Origin of the sequence: Lentzea sp. JNUCC 0626, from assembly GCF_043632865.1 — a bacterium.
GTDB lineage: Bacteria > Actinomycetota > Actinomycetes > Mycobacteriales > Pseudonocardiaceae > Lentzea.
Genome location: NZ_CP171635.1, coordinates 3,431,175 through 3,450,834 on the forward strand (window position 1 = coordinate 3,431,175; position 19,660 = coordinate 3,450,834).

Annotated in this window: 1 protein-coding gene; it reads right to left on the bottom strand. The window is 73.3% G+C overall.

Features of this window, described 5'->3' with window-relative positions; translation table 11 throughout:
* Positions 1-3: 3 nt before the first annotated feature.
* The gene (locus JNUCC0626_RS14795) at positions 4-19,629 is read right to left on the bottom strand and encodes a type I polyketide synthase (RefSeq protein ID WP_394620317.1); all 19,626 of its coding nucleotides are present in this window, start codon (positions 19,627-19,629) and stop codon (positions 4-6) included.
* Positions 19,630-19,660 lie beyond the last annotated feature (31 nt).

The window sequence follows — 19,660 nt, forward strand, 5'->3', positions numbered from 1 at the left end:
GGGTCAGGACAGCTCGTTGTCGAGCAGGTCGAAGAGCTCGTCGGCGGTCACGGAGTCGAGGTCGTCCCCGGCCGCCTCCGCAGCGGCTCCCGTGTCCCAGTCGGCGAGCAGGGAACGCAGCCGTTCGGCCACCTGCCGTCGTTCGGTCTCGTCCGGCGCGGCCGTCGCGAGCGCGGCGGCCAGCCGGTCCAGTTCGGTGTGCACCGGCGACGCCACGTCCTCGGCGGGCACGACCGTGCCGAGGTGCTGGGCGAGCGCGGTCGGTGACGGGTAGTCGAAGATCAGCGTGGCCGGCAGGCGCACCCCGATCGCCGCGCTGACCTGGTTGCGGAACTCGACGGCGGTCAGCGAGTCGAAGCCCAGCTCCAGGAAGCCCCTGCCGGGTTCGACCGCCGTGTGGGAGTCGTAGCCGAGCACCGCGGCGGCGTGGCCGCGGACCAGGTCGAGCAGAGCCTTGTCGCGGTCCGCACCGACCAGCCCCGCGAGCGCGGCGGTCGCCGACACCTCGTTGGCCGCTTCGGTGGCCCGGCGGGCGGGCACGCGGACCAGGCCGCGCAGCACCGGTGCGAGCGTCCCGGCCGCGGCCAGCGTGCGCAGGACGGCGGTGTCGAGGTTGATCGGCACCAGTCCGGCGAGGTCGTGGCCGAGCGCGATGTCGAACAGCGCCAGGCCTTCCTCCGGGGTGAGCGGCGCGACACCGGCACGGGCCATGCGCTGGAGGTCGGCCTCGGCGAGGTCGGCGTCCATGCCGCCCGAGCTGGCCCACAGGCCCCACGCCACCGAGGTGGCGGCCAGTCCGGTCGACTTCCGGTGCTGGGCGAGGGCGTCCAGGTAGGCGTTCGCCGCGGCGTAGTTGCCCTGGCCCGCGGCACCGAAGACGCCGCCGGTCGAGGAGAACAGGACGAACGCGGTGAGGTCCAGGTCGCGGGTCAGTTCGTGCAACACCTGCGCGGCATCGACCTTCGGCCGCAGCACGCGGTCGAACTGGTCGGCGGTGAGCGAGGTGATCGTGCCGTCGTCCAGCACACCGGCGGTGTGCACGACGGCGGTCAGCGGGTGCGCGGCCGGCACCGCGGCCAGCAGCGCGGTCACGGCGTCGCGGTCGGCGACGTCGCAGGCGACGAAGTCCACCTCGGCACCGCTCGCCACCAGCCGGTCGCGCAGGTCCTCCGCACCGGGGGCGGCCAGGCCGCGCCTGCTGGTGAGGACCAGGTGCCGAACTCCGTGCTGCGCGACGAGGTGCTCGGCCACCAGCCCGCCGAGCGTGCCCGTGGCACCCGTGACGAGCACGGTTCCGTTCGGGTCGAGGACGGCCTGCTGGTCGGGCGTGGCCGCCTTGGCGAGCCTCGGCGTGAACGCGGCACCGTCGCGCAGGGCCAGTTCCTGCTCGCCGGCGGCCAGTGCGGCGGTCAACGCCTGGTAGGAGCTGTCCGCCTCGTCCAGGTCGACGAGGACGAACCGGCCGGGGTTCTCGGCCTGCGCCGAGCGGACCAGGCCACGGGCGGCGGCACCGGCCAGGTCGGCGACGTCGTCGCCGGACCGGACCGCGACGGCGTTCCTGGTGACCAGCACCAGGTGCGAGTCGTGCTCCTCGGTCAGCCACGTGCGCAGCAGCTCCAGCACACCCGCCGTGGTCGCGCGGACCGATCCGTCCTGGGTCGCCGCGCAGGACACGAAGACCACGTCGGCGTCGGCCGCGGGCACCAGGTGGATCCCTGCGGTTTCGAGGCCCGCGCCCACCTTGAGCTCGTCGTTGCCGAGCACGGCGTACTTCACGCCGGACTCGGGCGTGCCGGGCGCGACCGAGGTCCACTCGACCCGGTACAGCGACTCGACGTGCCTGGCCTGACCGGTGAGCTGGTCGGCCGAGATCGCCCGCAGCGCAAGGGACTGCACCGAGGCGACCGGCGCGCCGGTGCCGTCGGCGAGCTGGATGGCCACGGACTCACCGGTCGCGGTCAGCTTGACCCGCAACGACTTCGCGCCCGTGGAGTGCAGCCGGACACCGCTCCAGGCGAACGGCAGCAGTCCCGCTCCGGTGAGCAGGCCGCCCGCGCCGATGGCGTGCAGCGCGGAGTCCAGCAGCGCCGGGTGGACGCCGTAGCCGTCGCTGTCGGCGCCGGCCGGGAGCGAGACCTCCGCCCACACGTCGTCACCGAGTCGCCAGGCCGCGTTCAGGCCCTGGAACAGCGGCCCGTAGCCGAAGCCCGCGTCCGCGAACCCGCCGTAGACGTCGGTCACGTCGATCGGCTCGGCACCGGCCGGCGGCCACTGGGCCAGGTCGAACGTCGCGGCCTGCGTCTCGGTCAGCGCACCGGTGGCGTGCCGCGTCCACGGCTCGTCCCCGACGCGGCTGTGCAGCGTGAACGACCGCGCACCCGACTCGGGCGCCCCGACCACGGCCTGCACCTGGACCGACCCCGTCCGCGGCAGCACCAGGGGTGCCTGCAACGTCAGTTCGTCCAGCGTGCCGCAGCCGACCTGCTCGCCGGCCGTCAGCGCGAGTTCCACGAAAGCGGTGCCGGGCAACAGGACCACGTCGTGGACCTCGTGCTCACCGATCCACGGGTGGGTGTCGAGCGAGAGCCTGCCGGTGAACAGGAAGCCGTCGGAGTCCGCCAGCGGCACGGCCGCGCCGAGCAGCGGGTGGTCGGCCGTGTCCAGACCGGCGGACGACACGTCGACCGGGACGGCCGCGTCCTCCAGCCAGTAGCGCGAGGTCTGGAACGCGTAGGTGGGCAGGTCGGCCTGGCGGGTGGCGCGGCCGGTGAAGAACGCCCGCCAGTCCACGGAGATGCCTCGGACGTGCAGGTCACCGAGCGCCGCGGTGAGCGTGGCGACCTCGGCGCGGTCCTTGCGCAGCACCGGCACCGCGGTCACGTCGGCCTCGGCGGCCATCGCGGTGAGCACCCCGTCCGGGCCGACCTCCAGGAAGGTCGTCGCACCGAGACCGGTCAGCGTGGTGAGCGCGTCGGCGAACCGGACGGCGTCGCGGACGTGGCGGACCCAGTGCTCCGGGGACGTCACCTCCCCCAGCATCGCGATCCGCGGTGCCGAGTAGGTCAGGCTTGCGGCGACCTCGCGGAACTCGTCCAGCATCGGGTCCATCAGCGGCGAGTGGAACGCGTGCGACACCCTCAGCCGCTTGGTCTTGAAGCCCTGCTCCGAGAGCTGTCCCGCCACGGAGAGGACCGCGTCCTCGTCACCGGCGACGACCACGGACCGCGGCCCGTTGACGGCGGCGATCGAGACGCCCTCGGTCAGCAGCGGCAGCACGTCGGACTCGGCCGCGCGGATCGCGATCATCAGGCCGCCGGTCGGCAGCGCCTGCATGAGCCGGGCACGGGCGCCGACGAGCGTCGTCGCGTCTTCCAGCGAGAGCACCCCGGCCACGTGCGCCGCGGCGAGCTCGCCGATCGAGTGGCCCGCCAGGAAGTCGGCGTGCACGCCCCAGCTCTCGAGGAGCCGGTAGAGCGCGACCTCGACGGCGAACAGGGCGGGCTGCGTCATCTCGGTGCGGTCCAGCGCATCCGCGTCGACGCCGAACACGACGTCGCGCACCGGCACGGAGAACCGGTCGCACACCGCGTCGAAGGCCTCGGCGAACACCGGGAAGGCGTCGTAGAGCTCGCGGCCCATGCCGAGCCGCTGGCTGCCCTGACCGGTGAACAGGAACGCCACCTTGCCCGCGCCGTCGGAGTTGCCGGTGCTCGCGTCGAACGCGCTGAGCTTGTCCAGCAGCTCGATCCGGGACCCGGCGACGAAGGCCGCGCGGTGCTCCAGTGCCGCGCGGTGCGTGGCCAGGCTTCCGGCGGCCTCGACCAGGTCGAGGCCGGGGTTCGCCGTGACGTGCGCGTGCAGCTGGGCCGCCTGCGCCTTCAGGGCTTCCTCGCCGCGCGCCGACAACAGCACCGGGACCACCTGCTCGGTGATCGTCGGGAGTGCGGCGGCCGGAACGTCGGGCGCCTGCTCGATGATCGCGTGGGCGTTGGTGCCGCTGATGCCGAACGACGACACGGCGGCGCGGCGCGGACGTCCGGTGGCGGGCCAGTCGCGCTGCTCGGTCAGCAGCTCGACCTCGCCCTCGGTCCAGTCGATGTGCGGGGACGGCGCGTCGACGTTGAGGGTCTTCGGCAGCACGCCGTGGCGCATCGCCTCGACCATCTTGATCACGCCCGCGACCCCCGCGGCGGCCTGGGTGTGGCCGATGTTGGACTTGATCGAGCCGAGCCACAGCGGCTCGTCGCCGGCGCGCTCCTGGCCGTAGGTGGCCAGCAGGGCCTGCGCCTCGATCGGGTCGCCCAGCGTGGTGCCGGTGCCGTGCGCCTCGACGACGTCCACTTCGGACGCTCCGAGCCGCGCGTTGGCCAGCGCCTGCCGGATCACCCGCTGCTGCGAGGGACCGTTGGGGGCGGTGAGGCCGTTGGAGGCGCCGTCCTGGTTCACGGCGGTGCCGCGCACGATGGCGAGCACCGGGTGACCGTTGCGGCGCGCATCGGACAGCCGCTCGACGAGCAGCAGACCGGCGCCCTCGCCCCAGGCCGTGCCGTCGGCGCCCGCGGCGAACGACTTGACCCGGCCGTCGGCGGCGAGACCGCGCTGACGGGCGAACGAGGTGAACGTGCCGGGCGACGGCATCACCGTGACGCCACCGGCCAGAGCCAGGTCGCATTCGCCGCTGCGCAACGCCTGCACCGCGAGGTGCAGGGCCACCAACGAAGAGGAGCACGCGGTGTCGACCGTGACGGCCGGACCTTCCAGCCCGAACGTGTAGGCGACGCGGCCGGAGACGACGCTGGCGGAGTTGCCGGTGCCGACGAAACCCTCGACCTCCGCCGGGATCACGGCGAGCCGGGACGCGTAGTCGTAGTACATGACACCGGCGAAGACACCAGTCTTGCTGCCGCGCACGGCGGTCGGGTCGATGCCCGCCCGCTCGAAGGTCTCCCACGCGGTCTCCAGCAGCAGGCGCTGCTGGGGGTCGGTGGCGATCGCCTCACGCGGGCCCATCCCGAAGAACGCCGGGTCGAACTGCGCGGCGTCGTGCAGGAAGCCACCCTCGCGGGCGTAGGTGGTGCCGGGGGTGTCCGCGTCGTCGTCGAACAGGTTCTCCAGGTCCCAGCCTCGGTCCTGCGGGAACGGCGAGATGCCGTCGCGGCCCGCGATCACCATCTCCCACAGCTGTTCCGGGGTGCGCACACCGCCGGGGTAGCGGCAGCTCATCCCGACGATCGCGATGGGCTCGTCGTCGACGACCTTGGCCGCGCGGACCTCGGCGACCGGGGTGTCGTCGGCGCCGAACATCTCCGCGACGAGGTGCTCGGCCAGCGCGGCGGCGTTCGGGTAGTCGAAGACCAGCGTGGCGGGCAGGCGCATCCCGGTGACGGTGTTGAGGCCGTTGCGGAGCTCGACCGCGGTGAGCGAGTCGAAGCCCAGTTCCTTGAACGCCCTGGCGGCCGGCACGGCGTCCGGCGTGTCGTAGCCGAGCACGGCCGCGACCTGCGTGCGGACCAGGTCCAGCACGGCCTCGGCGCGCTGCGGACCGGCCAGCTCGGCGAGCCCGAGGCGGGCGGCGGAGTCGGCGGCCCGCGCGGCCCGGCGGGCCGGGCGGACGAGACCCTGCAGGATCGTCGGCACCACCGGGTAGGTGCGCAGCACCGCGAGGTCCAGGCTCACCGGCACGAAGCAGGCCTCGCCGGTGGCCAGCGCGGCGTCGAGCAGCGCCAGACCGTCCGTTGTGGACAGCATGCCGATGCCGCCGCGACCGGCGCGGTCGGTTGCCATGCCGGTGTCGGTCTGCCACAGGCCCCAGGCCAGCGAGGTGGCGGCGAGGCCGTTCGCCCGGCGGTGCTGGGCGAGGCCGTCGAGGTAGGCGTTGGCGGCGGCGTAGTTCGCCTGGCCCGCGGTGCCGTAGGTGCCGGAGAGCGAGGAGAACAGCACGAACATCGCGAGGTCTTCGGTCAGCTCGTGCAGGTGGCGGGCGGCCTCGGCCTTGGGCAGGGCCACCGCGTCCAGCCGCTCGGGGGTGAGCGACTCGAACGTGCCGTCGTCCAGGACACCGGCGGTGTGCACGACACCGGTCAGCGGGTGCTCGGCCGGCACGGCCGCGAGCAGCCGTTCGAGGGCGGCGCGGTCGGCGACGTCGCAGGCCGCGAACGTCGTCGTGGCACCGAGTTCGAGCAGTTCGGTGGCCAGCTCGGCGGCACCGGGCGCGTCGACGCCGCGCCTGCTGACGAGCAGCAGGTTCGTGACGCCGTACTCGGTGACCAGGTGCTTGGCGACGAGGCCGCCCAGCGCGCCGGTGGCGCCGGTGATCAGGACGGTGCCGGCCGGGTCGAGCTCGACCCGTGCGCCGGCGGGCTCGGTGACGCGGGCCAGGCGCGGCACCGAGACGGTCCCGGAGCGCAGTGCCAGCTGCGGCGCGCCGTCGGCCAGGGCGGCCGGCAGCGCGGTGCGCGAGGAGTCCGTGCCGTCGAGGTCGGCGAGCACGAACCGGTCCGGATTCTCGGTCTGGGCCGAGCGGATCAGGCCCCACACCGAGGAGGCGTTCGGGTCGGTGACGTCCTCGCCCGCCGTCGTGGCGACGGCGCCGGTGGTGACGAACACCAGGCGGCTCTCGGCGAAGCGGTCGTCCGCGAGCCAGGACTGCGCCAGTGCGAGTGCCTGCCGCGCGTCGGCGGGCCGGGTCAGCACGAAGTCCGGCACGTCGGTGAGCGACTGGAGGTCCTCAAAGGACACTTCGGTGATCGACGCCGCGTCCTCGCCGAGCGACACCGTCCGCCAGTCCACACGGAACAGCGAGTCGTTGTGCGACTTCGTGTTCACCGCGTCGGCGGACACCTCGCGCAGGACCAGCGACTCGACGTGCGCGACCGGGGCACCGGTCTGGTCGGCCACGGCGAGGGTGATGCCCTCGCCCTGGCCGCGCGTCAGCCGGACCCGCAGGGCGGTGGCGCCGACCGCGTGCAGCGAGACGCCGGACCAGGCGAACGGGATGCGCGCCTTGTCTCCGCCGGGCAGCAGCCCACCGAAGCGGGTGGCGTGCAGCGCGGCGTCGAGCAGGGCGGGGTGCAGGTCGAAGCCAGCGCCCTCGGCGGGCAGCGCGACCTCCGCGTACACCTCGTCGCCCGCGACCCAGACGCCCGTCAGGCCCTGGAACGCCGGGCCGTAGCCGTAGCCCGAGTCGGCCATCGACTCGTAGAAGCCGGTCAGGTCAACGGTTTCCCCGGCGGGCGGCCACTCGGTGAGGCTGGTCCGCGCGCCGTCGCCGGTGGCGAGCGAGCCACTGGCGTGCCGGGTCCACGGGCCGTCGGCGACGCTGGAGTGCACGTGCAGCGACCGGCGGCCGTGCTCGTCGGCCGCGCCGACGGTGAGCTGGATCGCGACGTCGCCGTCGATGGCCAGCGGAGCTTCGAGGGTGAGCTCTTCGAGCAGGTCGCAGCCGACCTGCTCCCCCGCGTGCAGGGCGAGCTCGACGAACGCGGTGCCGGGCACCAGCACCGAGCCGAGCACGACGTGGTCGGCGAGCCACGGCTGGGCGTCCGTCGACAGGCGGCCGGTGAGGACGAGGCCGTCCCCCTCCGCGAGCGACAGGGCCGCGCCGAGCATCGGGTGGCCGACCTCGCGCAGGCCGATGGCCGTGACGTCGGCCCAGCCCTGCGCGGGACGGGGCCAGAAGCTCTCGTGCTGGAAGGCGTAGGTCGGCAGCTCGGTGCGGCGGGCGCCGGTGCCGGTGAAGAACGCGGGCCAGTCGATCGCGATGCCCCGCACGTGCAGGGAGCCGAGCGCCTTGACGAGCGTCGTCGGCTCGGGACGGTCGGCACGCAGCGCGGGCACCAGCACGGCGTCGGTGACGCTCTCGGCGCCCATCGCGGTGAGCACCGCGTCCGGGCCGAGCTCCAGGAACGTCGTGACGCCACGGCTTTCGAGGTCCTGCACGGTGGCCGCGAACCGCACGGCCTCCCGGACGTGGCGGACCCAGTGCTCGGGGTTCGTGACGTCGCCGAGCATGCCGATCTTCGGCTCGCTGAACGTCAGCTTCGAGACCACGGCCCGGAAGTCGTCCAGCATCGGGTCCATCAACGGCGAGTGGAACGCGTGCGACACGGCCAGACGCTTGGACTTCCGATCCGGGAACTGTGCGATCACCTGCTGCACAGCGGCTTCCTCACCGGCGACCACGACGGACGAAGGTCCGTTGACAGCGGCCAGCGACACCAGGTCGGAAAGGTGAGGCGTGACCTCGTCCTCGGTCGCCTGCAACGCGACCATCGCGCCCCCCTCGGGCAACGCCTGCATCATCCGCGCCCGAGCCGAGATCAGCGTCGCCGCGTCCTCCAGCGACAGCACACCGGAGACGTGCGCGGCAGCGATCTCACCGATCGAGTGGCCCGCCAGGAAGTCCGGTCGCACACCCCAGGACTCGACCAGCCGGTACAGAGCCACTTCCAGCGCGAAGATCGCCGGCTGGGTGAACTCAGTGCGGTCCAACTCCTCGTCCCGCACGTCCACCAACGCCGCGACCTCGTCAAAAGCCTTGGCGTACACCGGGAACGCGTCGTAGAGCTCGCGCCCCATGCCGAGCCGCTGGCTGCCCTGGCCGGTGAACAGCACGGCCAGCCTGCCCTCGGTGACCTCGCCGCGCACCAGGCTCGCGTCCTGGGTGCCGCCGGCCAGCGCGGTCAGGCCGCGGACCAGGTCGTCGCGGCCGGTGCCGACCACGGCGGCGCCGTGCTCCAGCCGGGCGCGGGTGGTGGCCGCGGAGAACGCGAGGTCGGTCAAGCTGGCCACGGTGCGGTCGAGGTGGCCGAGCATCCGTTCGGCCTGCTGCGCCAACGCCTGCGGGGTCTTCGCCGAGAGCACCAGCGGCAGCACCGGCGACTCGGTCCGCTCGGTCTGCTCGACCTCGACGGACGGGGCCTGCTCGATGATCGTGTGGGCGTTGGTGCCGCTGATGCCGAACGACGACACGGCGGCGCGGCGCGGACGGCCGGTCTCGGGCCAGTCGCGGGCCTGGGTCAGCAGCTCCACCGCGCCGGAGGTCCAGTCGACCTTGGGGGTGGGCGTGTCGACGTGCAGCGTCTTGGGGGCGACGCCGTGCCGGATCGCCATGACCATCTTGATGATGCCGCCGACACCGGCCGCCGACTGGGCGTGGCCGATGTTGGACTTCAGCGAGCCGAGCAGCAGCGGGATCTCGCGGTCCTGGCCGTAGGTGGCGAGGACGGCCTGCGCCTCGATCGGGTCGCCGAGAACAGTGCCCGTGCCGTGCGCCTCGACCACGTCGACGTCCGAAGTGGACAGACCGGCGTTCGCGAGCGCCTGGCGGATCACGCGTTGCTGCGCCGGGCCGTTCGGGGCGGTGAGACCGTTGGACGCGCCGTCCTGGTTGATCGCGGAACCCCGCACGACGGCGAGGACCTGGTGGCCGTTGCGCTGGGCGTCCGAGAGCCGCTCGACGAGCAGCATGCCGACGCCCTCACCCCAGCCGGTGCCGTCCGCGCTCTCCGCGAACGCCTTGCAGCGGCCGTCGGTGGAGAGGCCGCGCTGGCGGGAGAACTCGATGAACGTGCCGGGCGTGGACATGATCGTCACGCCGCCGGCCAGCGCCATCGTGCACTCGCCGCTGCGCAGCGCCTGGGCCGCGAGGTGCAGGGCCACCAACGACGACGAGCAGGCGGTGTCGACCGTGACGGCCGGGCCTTCGAGGCCGAACGTGTAGGCGACGCGGCCGGAGTGGACGCTGGTGATGTTGCCGGTGCCGAGGTAGCCCTCGACGTTGTCGCCGCCCGCGACGAGCAGCGCGGAGTAGTCCTGGTGCGCGGTGCCGGCGAAGACGCCGATCTGCTGACCGCGCAACGAGGTGGGGTCGATGCCCGCGCGTTCGAAGGCTTCCCACGAGGTCTCCAGCAGCATGCGCTGCTGCGGGTCCATCGCCAGCGCCTCACGCGGGTTGATCCCGAAGAAGGCCGGGTCGAACCGGCTGATGCCGTCGAGGAAGCCGCCTTCGACGACGTAGGACGAGCCCTTGCTGTCCGGGTCCTCGTCGAAGAGGGCGCCCACGTCCCAGCCGCGGTCGGAGGGGAACGGCGAGATCGCGTCCCTGCCCTCGTCGACCAGCTGCCAGAGCTGCTCGGGCGTGGCGACGCCGCCGGGGAAGCGGCAGGACATCGCGACGATGGCGATCGGCTCGTCGTCCACCGGCGTGTTCGCCGTGACGACCGCACGGGTCGCGCTCGCGCCGCCCAGTTCGCCGTCGAGGTACTCGGCGAGCGCGGCCGGGCTCGGGTAGTCGAACGCGAGCGTGGCGGGCAGGGCCAGGCCGGTCTCGGCGGTGAGGCGGTTGCGCAGCTCCACTGCGGTCAGCGAGTCGAAGCCCAGCTCGCGGAACGAACGGGTGCTCGACACCTCGTCGGCGGAGGAGTACCCGCAGACCAGCGCGGCCTGGGTGCGCACGAGCTCCAGCAGGGCGCGCGACCGGTCCTGGGCGGACAGTCCGGCGAACGCGTTGTTCTGCGCCACCTCGGCCGGCGCGTCCTGGGTGAGGGCCTCCTGGACCTCGGGCAGGTCGCTGATCAGCGGGCTGGGCCGCAGCGTGGTGAAGATCTGGCCGAACTTCGCCCAGTCGATGTCCGCGACCGCCACGACGGTGTCGTCGTGCCGGATCGCCTGACGCAACGAGGTCAGCGCGGCGTCCGGGTTCATCGGCGTGACACCGCGGCGGCGCAGCTGCTCCCCCGCCTCGCCGTCGGCCATGCCGCCGTCGGCCCAGGCACCCCAACCGACCGACAGCGCGGTCAGGCCACGGGAGCGGCGGGCCGACGCGAGGGCGTCGAGGTAGGCGTTCGCGGCGGCGTAGGCGGACTGGCCGCCACTGCCCCACGTGCCGGCGATCGAGGAGAACAGCACGAACGCGTCGACCTCGCCGACGAGCTCGTCGAGGTGCCGGGCGCCGTCGACCTTGGGGGCCAGCAGGTTCGCGAAGTCCGCGTGGTCGTACTCCGCGATCGGCGTGAAGTGCTCGGCGCCAGCGGCGTGGATGACGGCGTTGGGCGGGAACTCCGCCACGAGGGCGGCCACGGAGTCGCGGTCGGCCACGTCGCACGCGGCCAGCGTGACCCGGACACCCAGCGTTTCGAGCGAGGCGGCCAGTTCGGCGGCGCCGGGCGCGTCCGGGCCGCGGCGGGAGGTGAGCACCAGGTGCTCCGCGCCCGCCTCGGCGAGCCAGTGGGCGACCCGTGCGCCGAGCGCGCCGGTACCGCCCGTGACGAGCACGGTGCCGCGCGGCGCGAAGTTCCCCGCGGTGTCCGCGATCTGAGCGTGGGCGAGGCGGCGGGCGTAGACGCCGGAGCCGCGCAGGGCGACCTGGTCCTCGGTGCCCGCGAGCACGGCGGCCAGCCGCTCGTACCCGCGCTGGTCGAGCTCCTCCGGCAGGTCGACCAGACCGCCCCAGCGGTCCGGGTGCTCCAGTCCGGCGACCATGCCGACGCCCCAGATCGTGGCCTGGTCCGGTGCCGTGACCGCGTCCGAGCGACCGGTGGCGACGGCGCCCCTGGTCGTGCACCACAGCGGCGCGGTGAGCCCGGCGTCGCCGTGCGCCTGCACCAGTGCGAGCACCTCGGCGACGTCCGCGCAGGTCGACAGCACGCCGTCGAGCGCGCCGGCGGACTCCAGCCTTGCCTTCAGTTCCGCGCGGTCGGCCGAGGCCTCGACGCGGACGATCTCGACGCCGGGCAGGGTGAGCTCCCGCGGCCCGACGACCAGCCAGCGGCCGGTGACCCTGGCGGTCCCGGTCTGCACGGACCGCCACTCGACCCGGTACCGCCAGCCCTCCACAGTGGACTCGGCACGGCGGCTCCTGCGCCACTGCGCCAGCGCCGGGACGATCCCGCCGACCTCGTCGACGTTCAGGGACAACGACTTCGCGAACGACTCCAGGTCCTCGCGCTCGACGGTCTCCCAGAACCGGGCCTCGAGGTCGTCGACCCCGGCGGCCACGACCGGCCGCTCGAGCCAGTACTGCTGGTGCTGGAACGCGTAGGTAGGCAGGTCGATCCGGCGGGCGCCGGTGCCGGCGAAGAACCCGGCCCAGTCCACCCGGACACCGCGGGCGTGCAGCGCGCCGAGCGCGGTCACGATCGCCTTGGCCTCCGGGCGGTCCCTGCGCAGACCCGCGACCAGAGCCGCGTCCTGCACGCTGTCCGCGGCCATCGCGGTGAGCACGCCGTCCGGGCCGATCTCCAGGAACGTCCGGACGCCCTGGGCTTCCAGGGAGGTCACGGCGTCGGCGAACCGGACGGTGCCGCGCACGTGGCGCACCCAGTACTCCGGGTCCGTCACGTCGCCGGGCATCGCGATCTTGGGCGCGTTGAACGTCAGACCCGTGACGACAGAACGGAAGTCGTCCAGCATGGGGTCCATCAACGGCGAGTGGAACGCGTGCGAAACGATGAGCTGCTTGGACTTGCGGTCCGGGAAACGGGCGACGATCTCGCGCACCGCGTCCTCGTCACCGGCGACGACCACGGACTTCGGCCCGTTGATCGCGGCCAGCGACACCACGTCGCTCAGGTGCGGCGTGACCTCGTCCTCGGAGGCCTGCAACGCCACCATCACGCCGCCCTCGGGCAGCGCCTGCATGAGCCGGGCGCGGGCGTTGATCAACGTGGCCGCGTCCTCCAGCGACAGCACGCCGGAGACGTGCGCCGCCGCGATCTCACCGATCGAGTGCCCGGCCAGGAAGTCAGGCTTGACGCCCCACGACTCGACGAGCCGGTACAGAGCGACTTCCAGCGCGAAGATCGCGGGCTGCGCGAACTCCGTGCGGTCCAGCTCCTCGTCACGCACGTCCACCAACGCCGCGACCTCGTCAAAAGCCTTGGCGTACACCGGATACGCGTCGTACAACTCACGGCCCATGCCGGCCCGCTGGCTGCCCTGCCCCGTGAAGAGGAACGCGAGCCTGCCGGGCACGACCGAGTCCTGAACGTCCAGGGTGCTCAGACCGGTGAGGAGTTCGGCGTGGTCAGCAGCGACGACGACCGCGCGGTGTTCCAGGTGCGCGCGGGTGGTGGCGGCGGAGAACGCGAGGTCGGTCAGGTCGGCCTCGGTCAGCGACGCCAGGTTCGCGGCCTGGTCGCGCAACGCCTCGGCGGTCCTGGCCGACAGCACCACCGGGGTGACCGGCGGCGCGACGCGGGGTGCGGCGGCGGTCTTCTCTGCGGGCGCCTGCTCGATGATCGTGTGCGCGTTGGTACCGCCGATGCCGAAGGACGACACACCGGCCCGGCGCGGCCGGCCGGTCTCCGGCCAGTCCCGCTGCTCGGTGAGCAGTTCGACGGAGCCGGCGGTCCAGTCGACGTGCGGCGTCGGCGCGTCGGTGTGCAGCGTCTTGGGCAGCACGCCGTGCTGCATCGCGAGCACCATCTTGATGACGCCCGCGGCACCGGCGGCGGCCTGCGTGTGGCCGAGGTTCGACTTGAGCGCGCCCAGCAGCAGCGGGGTCTCGCGGTCCTGGCCGTAGGTGGCCAGCAGGGCCTGCGCCTCGATCGGGTCGCCGAGCCTCGTGCCGGTGCCGTGCGCCTCGACCACGTCGACGTCCGAAGTGGACAGACCGGCGTCGGTGAGCGCCTGGCGGATCACGCGTTGCTGCGAGGGGCCGTTGGGGGCGGTGAGGCCGTTGGACGCGCCGTCCTGGTTCACGGCGGTGCCGCGGACCACGGCGAGGACCTGGTGGCCGTTGCGGCGCGCGTCGGACAGCCGCTCCACGAGCAGCAGGCCGACACCTTCCGACCAGCTCGCGCCGTCGGCCGCGGCGGCGAACGGCTTGCAGCGGCCGTCTGCCGCCATGCCGCCCTGGCTCGCGAAGTCGACGAACACGCCGGGCGTGGACATCACCGCGACACCGCCGACCAGGGCCATGTCGCACTCGCCGGCGCGCAGCGCGCGGACGGCCATGTGCAGTGCCACCAGCGAGGAGGAGCACGCGGTGTCGATGGTGACCGCAGGGCCTTCCAGGCCGAACGTGTAGGAGATCCGGCCGGACGCCACGCTGCCGGAGTTGCCGGTGCTGAGGTAGCCCGACACCTCCTCCGGGATCGTGGTGAGCCCGTTGACGTAGTCGTGGTACATCAGTCCGGTGTAGACACCCGTGCGGCTGCCGCGCAGCGTCGCCGGGTCGATGCCCGCGCGCTCGAACGTCTCGTAGGACACCTCCAGCAACTGGCGCTGCTGGGGGTCCATCGCGAGGGCCTCGCGCGGCGTGATGCCGAAGAAGGACGAGTCGAACTCGCTGGCGTTGTGCAGGAAGCCGCCCTCGTCGGAGTCCGTGACGAGGCGCAGCAGGTCGATGTCCCAGCCGCGGTCGGTCGGGAACGGCGAGATGGCGTCGACGCCCTCGGTCATCACCCGCCACAGGTCCTCGGGCGAACCGATGCCGCCGGGGAAGCGGCAGGCCATCGACACGATCGCCATCGGCTCGTCGGTGGTGGCGCGGGCGGTCGTGGCGACCACCTCGGGCGCGGTGCCGAGCAGTTCGCCGCAGAGGAACTCGGTCAGCACGGCGGCGGTCGGGTAGTCGAACACCAGGGTGGCGGGCAGCTTCAGGCCGGTCGCGGCACCGAGCTGGTTGCGCAGCTCGACGGCGGTCAGCGAGTCGAAGCCGAGCTCCTTGAACGCCCGGTCCGGGGCCACCTCGGCCGGCGAGGAGTAGCCGAGCACGGCGGCGACGTAGGCGCAGACGATCTCCAGCACCTCGGAGACGCGTTCCTCGGCGGGCAGCGCCATGATCCGGCCGACCAGGCCGGCCACGGCCGCCTCGTCGGCGGCGCGGGCGCGACGACGGGCCGGCGTGCGGACCAGGCCGCGCCACAACCTCGGCACCGTGCCGTCGCCCGCGCGCAACGCGCTGAGCGTCACGCGGACGGGCAGCAGGAGTTCGTGGCCGGTGCCGAGCGCCGCGTCGAACAGGGCCAGGCCCTCGTCGTCGGTCAACGCGTGGAAACCACCGCGGGCCAGGCGTTCCTGGCCACCGGCGCCCATCGCGGCGGACAGCCCGCTCGCGCGCTCCCACAGGCCCCAGGCCAGCGAGGTGGCGGGGCGGCCGGACGCGCGGCGGTGTGCCGTCAGGGCGTCGAGGAACGCGTTGGCGGCGGCGTAGTTGCCCTGGCCGGGCGAGCCGAGCACGCCCGCGGCCGAGGAGAAGGAGACGAACAGCGCGAGGTCGTCGCCGGAGGTGAGCTCGTGCAGGTGCCAGGCGGCGTCGGCCTTGGGGGCCAGCACGGCGTCGATCCGCTCGGGCGTGAGCGACGCCAGAATCCCGTCGTCCAGGACACCGGCGGCGTGCACGACACCGGTGAGCGGACGTTCCTGCCGGATGTCCTCCAGCACGGCGGACAGCGCGTCGCGGTCGGCCGCGTCGCAGGCCACGACGTAGGCGTCCGCGCCGAGTTCGGTCAGTTCGCGGACCAGGTCGAGGGCTCCGGCGGCGGCGTTGCCCTGGCGCGAGGTCAGCACCAGGTGACGCACACCGTGCTCGGTGACGAGGTGCTTGGCGATCAGGCCGCCCAGCACGCCGGTGCCGCCCGTGACGAGCACCGCTCCCCCGGCGTCGAGCGCGGGACGGTCCACCACGGACGTGGGCTTGGCGAGCCGGGGCGCGGACACCACGCCGTCGCGGATCACGAGCTCGGACTCGTCGGCGGCCAGCGCGGTGGCGAGAGCGGCCTCGGAGGTGGCCAGGCCGTCGGTGTCGACCAGCACGAACCGGCCGGGGTTCTCGGACTGGGCCGAGCGCACCAGGCCGCGGGCCGTGGCGGCGGCGAGGTCGGTGACGTCCTCGCCGGGCAGGGCGACCGCGCCGGTCGTGACGAGCACGAGACGCTCGTCGTGGTCTTCGGACAGCCAGTCCTGCAGGGTCCGCAGGACGGAGTGGGTGGTGGCGTGCACGGCGTCCAGGCCGGCGCCGCCGCTGATCGGCCGCACGACGAACTTGCCGGCGTCGTCGCCGTTGGTCGCGACGGGCACCCAGGTGAGCTGGAACAGCGCGTCCGGCGCGGTGACGCGGAGCTGGTCGGCCGAGATCGGCCGCAGCACCAGCGATCCGACGGCGGCGGTCGCCTGCCCGTTGCCGTCGGCGACCAGCAGCGACACCGCGTCGGTGCCGGCCTTGGTCAGCCGGACCCGCACCGAGGTGGCGCCGGTGGCGAGCAGCTCCACGTCGTTCCACGAGAACGGCAGGTACGGGCCGCCCTCGGAGCCGAGGAAACCGCTGTGCGCCAAAGCGTGCAGCACGGCGTCGAGCAGCGCGGGGTGCAGGCCGAAGCCGGTGACGTCGGTGCCCGCGGGCAACTCGGCCTCGGCGTAGACGGTCTCGCCGTCCCGCCAGACGGCGCGCAGGCCCTGGAACACCGGGCCGTAGTGCAGACCGGCGGTGGCGAGCGCGTCGTACGAGCCGGTGAGGTCGACTGCTTCGGCGTTCGCGGGCGGCCACTCGGTCAGGTCGTCGACGGTGGCCGCGGCGGCCGGGGCCAGCACACCGGAGGCGTGGCGGGTCCACGTGCCGTCGTCGGGGCGGCTGGAGACGGTGAACGTGCGTCGCCCGGCCTGGTCGGCCTCGGCGACGGCGAGCTGCAGCTGGACGCCGCCGTGGGCGGGCAGGACCAGCGGGGCGCGCAGGGTCAGGTCGTCGAGCGACGCGCAGCCCACGTGGTCGCCCGCGCGGATGGCGAGGTCGACGAAGGCCGTGCCGGGAACGAAGATCAGGCCCGCCACGACGTGGTCGGCGAGCCACGGGTGGGTGCTCGCCGAGATGCGGCCGGTGAACAGCACACCGCCGTCGTCGGGCAGCTCGACCACCGCGCCGAACAGGGGGTGGTCGACCTCGCCGAGACCGGCGGAGGTCACGTCGACGACGGCCGTGCCGTCGGCGGTCAGCCAGTAGCGGCGGCGCTGGAAGGCGTAGGTGGGCAACGGGATCCGGCGCGCGCCCGGCAGCATCGACGCCCAGTCGACCGGCAGGCCGCGGACGTGGGCCTGTGCCACCGAGTTGAGCAGCCGGGGCAGGCCGCCCTCGTCGCGGCGCAGCGAGCCGACCACGACCGCGTCGGTGCCGGTCTCGTCGACGATGTCCTGCACGGACATGGTGAGCACCGGGTGCGGGCTCATCTCGAGGAAGAACCGGTGGCCGCTCGCGACGAGCGTGCGCACGCCCTGCTCGAACTCGACCGTCTGGCGCAGGTTGGTGTACCAGTAGTCGGCTCCGAGCTCGGTGCCGTCGATCAACTGGCCGGTGACCGTGGAGCAGAAGGGGATCTCGGCCGCGACCGGGCGGACCGGCGCGAGCACCGCGGCCAGCTCGTCGCGGACGCTCTCGACCTGGGCGGAGTGCGAGGGGTAGTCGATCGCGAGCCGGCGGGCGCGGACCTCGTCCGCCTCGCACGCGGTCAGCAGCTCGTCCAGCGCGTCGTTGTCGCCGGACACCACGGTCGCGTTCGGGCCGTTGACCGTCGCGACGGAGATCCTGCCGTCCCAGCGGGTCAGGAGTTCACGGACCTCGGCGACCGGCAGCAGGACCGACACCATGCCGCCGATGCCGGACAACGAGTTCAACGCCTTGCCGCGCAACGCGATCACGCGGGCCGCGTCGTCCAGCGAGAGCGCTCCCGCGACGCACGCGGCGGCGATCTCACCCTGCGAACCGCCGATCACGGTGGAGGGCGTGACGCCGAACGAGCGCCACACCTGCGCCAGCGACACCATGACCGCCCACGACGCGGACTGCACGACGTCCGCCCGCTCGAAGCCCGGTGCGCCGGGAACCTCGCGCAGCACGTCGGTCAGCGACCAGTCCACATAGGACGAAAGCGCCTGCTCGCACTCGGCCATGCGAGCGCGGAAGACCTCGTTGGTCTCCAGGAGTTCCAGGGCCATGCCGGCCCACTGGGCGCCCTGACCGGGGAACACGAACGCGACCTTGCCGCGCACGTCCGCGACACCCCTGACCACACCGGCGGCCGGGTCGTCGGAGACCAGCCCGCGCAACCCGGCGACCGGGTCGCCGCCGACGACCACGGCGCGGTGGTCGAACTGGGTGCGGCCCAGCAGGGAGAACGCCAGGTCGGCCGGGTCGGCCTCGGCGGCGGTGGAGGTGAGCCGGTCGGCCTGCGCGCGCAACGCGTCCTGGGTCTTGCCGGTGAGCACCAGCGGCACGACCGGGAGCGCGGGACGCTCGACCGGCTCGCTGTCAGCCGGGGCCGGGGCCTGCTCGATGATGGTGTGGGCGTTGGTGCCGCTGATGCCGAACGACGACACGGCGGCACGGCGCGGACGCCCGGTCTCGGGCCACGCGCGGTTGCCGGTCACCAGCTCGACCGCGCCGGAGGACCAGTCGACGTGCGAGGTCGGGTTCTCCGCGTGCAGCGTCTGCGGGACGACGCCGTCGCGGATGGCCATGACCATCTTGATGATGCCCGCGACACCGGCGGCCGCCTGCGCGTGACCGATGTTGGACTTGAAGGAGCCGAGCAGCAACGGGGTCTCGCGCTGGCGGCCGTAGGTGGCTAGCAGGGCCTGCGCCTCGATCGGGTCGCCGAGCTTGGTGCCGGTGCCGTGCGCCTCGACGACGTCCACGTCGGACGGAGTGAGTCGGCCGCTCGACAGCGCGTCCTTGATGACGCGTTCCTGGGCGAGGCCGTTGGGGGCGCTCAGCCCGTTGGAGGCGCCGTCCTGGTTGATCGCGGAGCCGCGCACGACGGCGAGGACCTCGTGGCCGTTGCGGCGCGCGTCCGACAGCTTCTCGACGAGCAGCAGGCCGACGCCCTCCGCCCAGCCGGTGCCGTCCGCGTCCTCGGAGAACGCCTTGCAGCGGCCGTCGGTGGCGAGCCCCTTCTGCCGGGAGAACTCGACGAACATGCCGGGCGTGGCCATGACCGCGACACCGCCCGCGAGCGCGAGCGAGCACTCGCCGCTGCGCAGCGCCTGCATCGCGAGGTGCAGCGCCACCAACGAAGAGGAGCACGCGGTGTCGATGGTGACCGCGGGACCTTCCAGGCCCAGCGAGTAGGAGATGCGGCCGGACGCGACACTGGTCGCGTTGCCGGTCAGCAGGTAGCCCTCGGTGCCCTCCTCCTCGTCGGAGTTCGCGGCGGCGTGGCCGTACTGGTACTGCGCCGCACCGACGAAGACACCGGTCTTGCTGCCGCGCAACGACTCGGGGTCGATGCCCGCGTGCTCCAGCGTCTCCCACGAGGTCTCCAGCAGGATCCGCTGCTGCGGGTCCATCGCCAGCGCCTCGCGCGGGGAGATGCCGAAGAAGCCCGCGTCGAACTCGCCCGCGTCGTGCAGGAACCCACCGGTGCCGACGTAGGAGGTGCCCGCGGCCTCCGGGTCGTCGTCCACGGTGAGGTCCCAGCCGCGGTCGGCCGGCATGCCGCCGATCGCGTCCCCGCCCTCCACGACGAACCGGATCAGGTCCTCGGGAGAGGAGATCCCGCCCGGGAACCGGCAGCCCATGCCGACGATGGCGATGGGCTCCTGGCCGTCTCGGTCGAGCTCGCGCAGCCTGCGCTTGGCGTCGTCGAGCTCGCTCGTCACCTTTCGCAGGTAGCCGAGGACCTTGTCTTCGTTCGACATGCGGGTTCGTCTCCTCTTAACGGGCAGACTG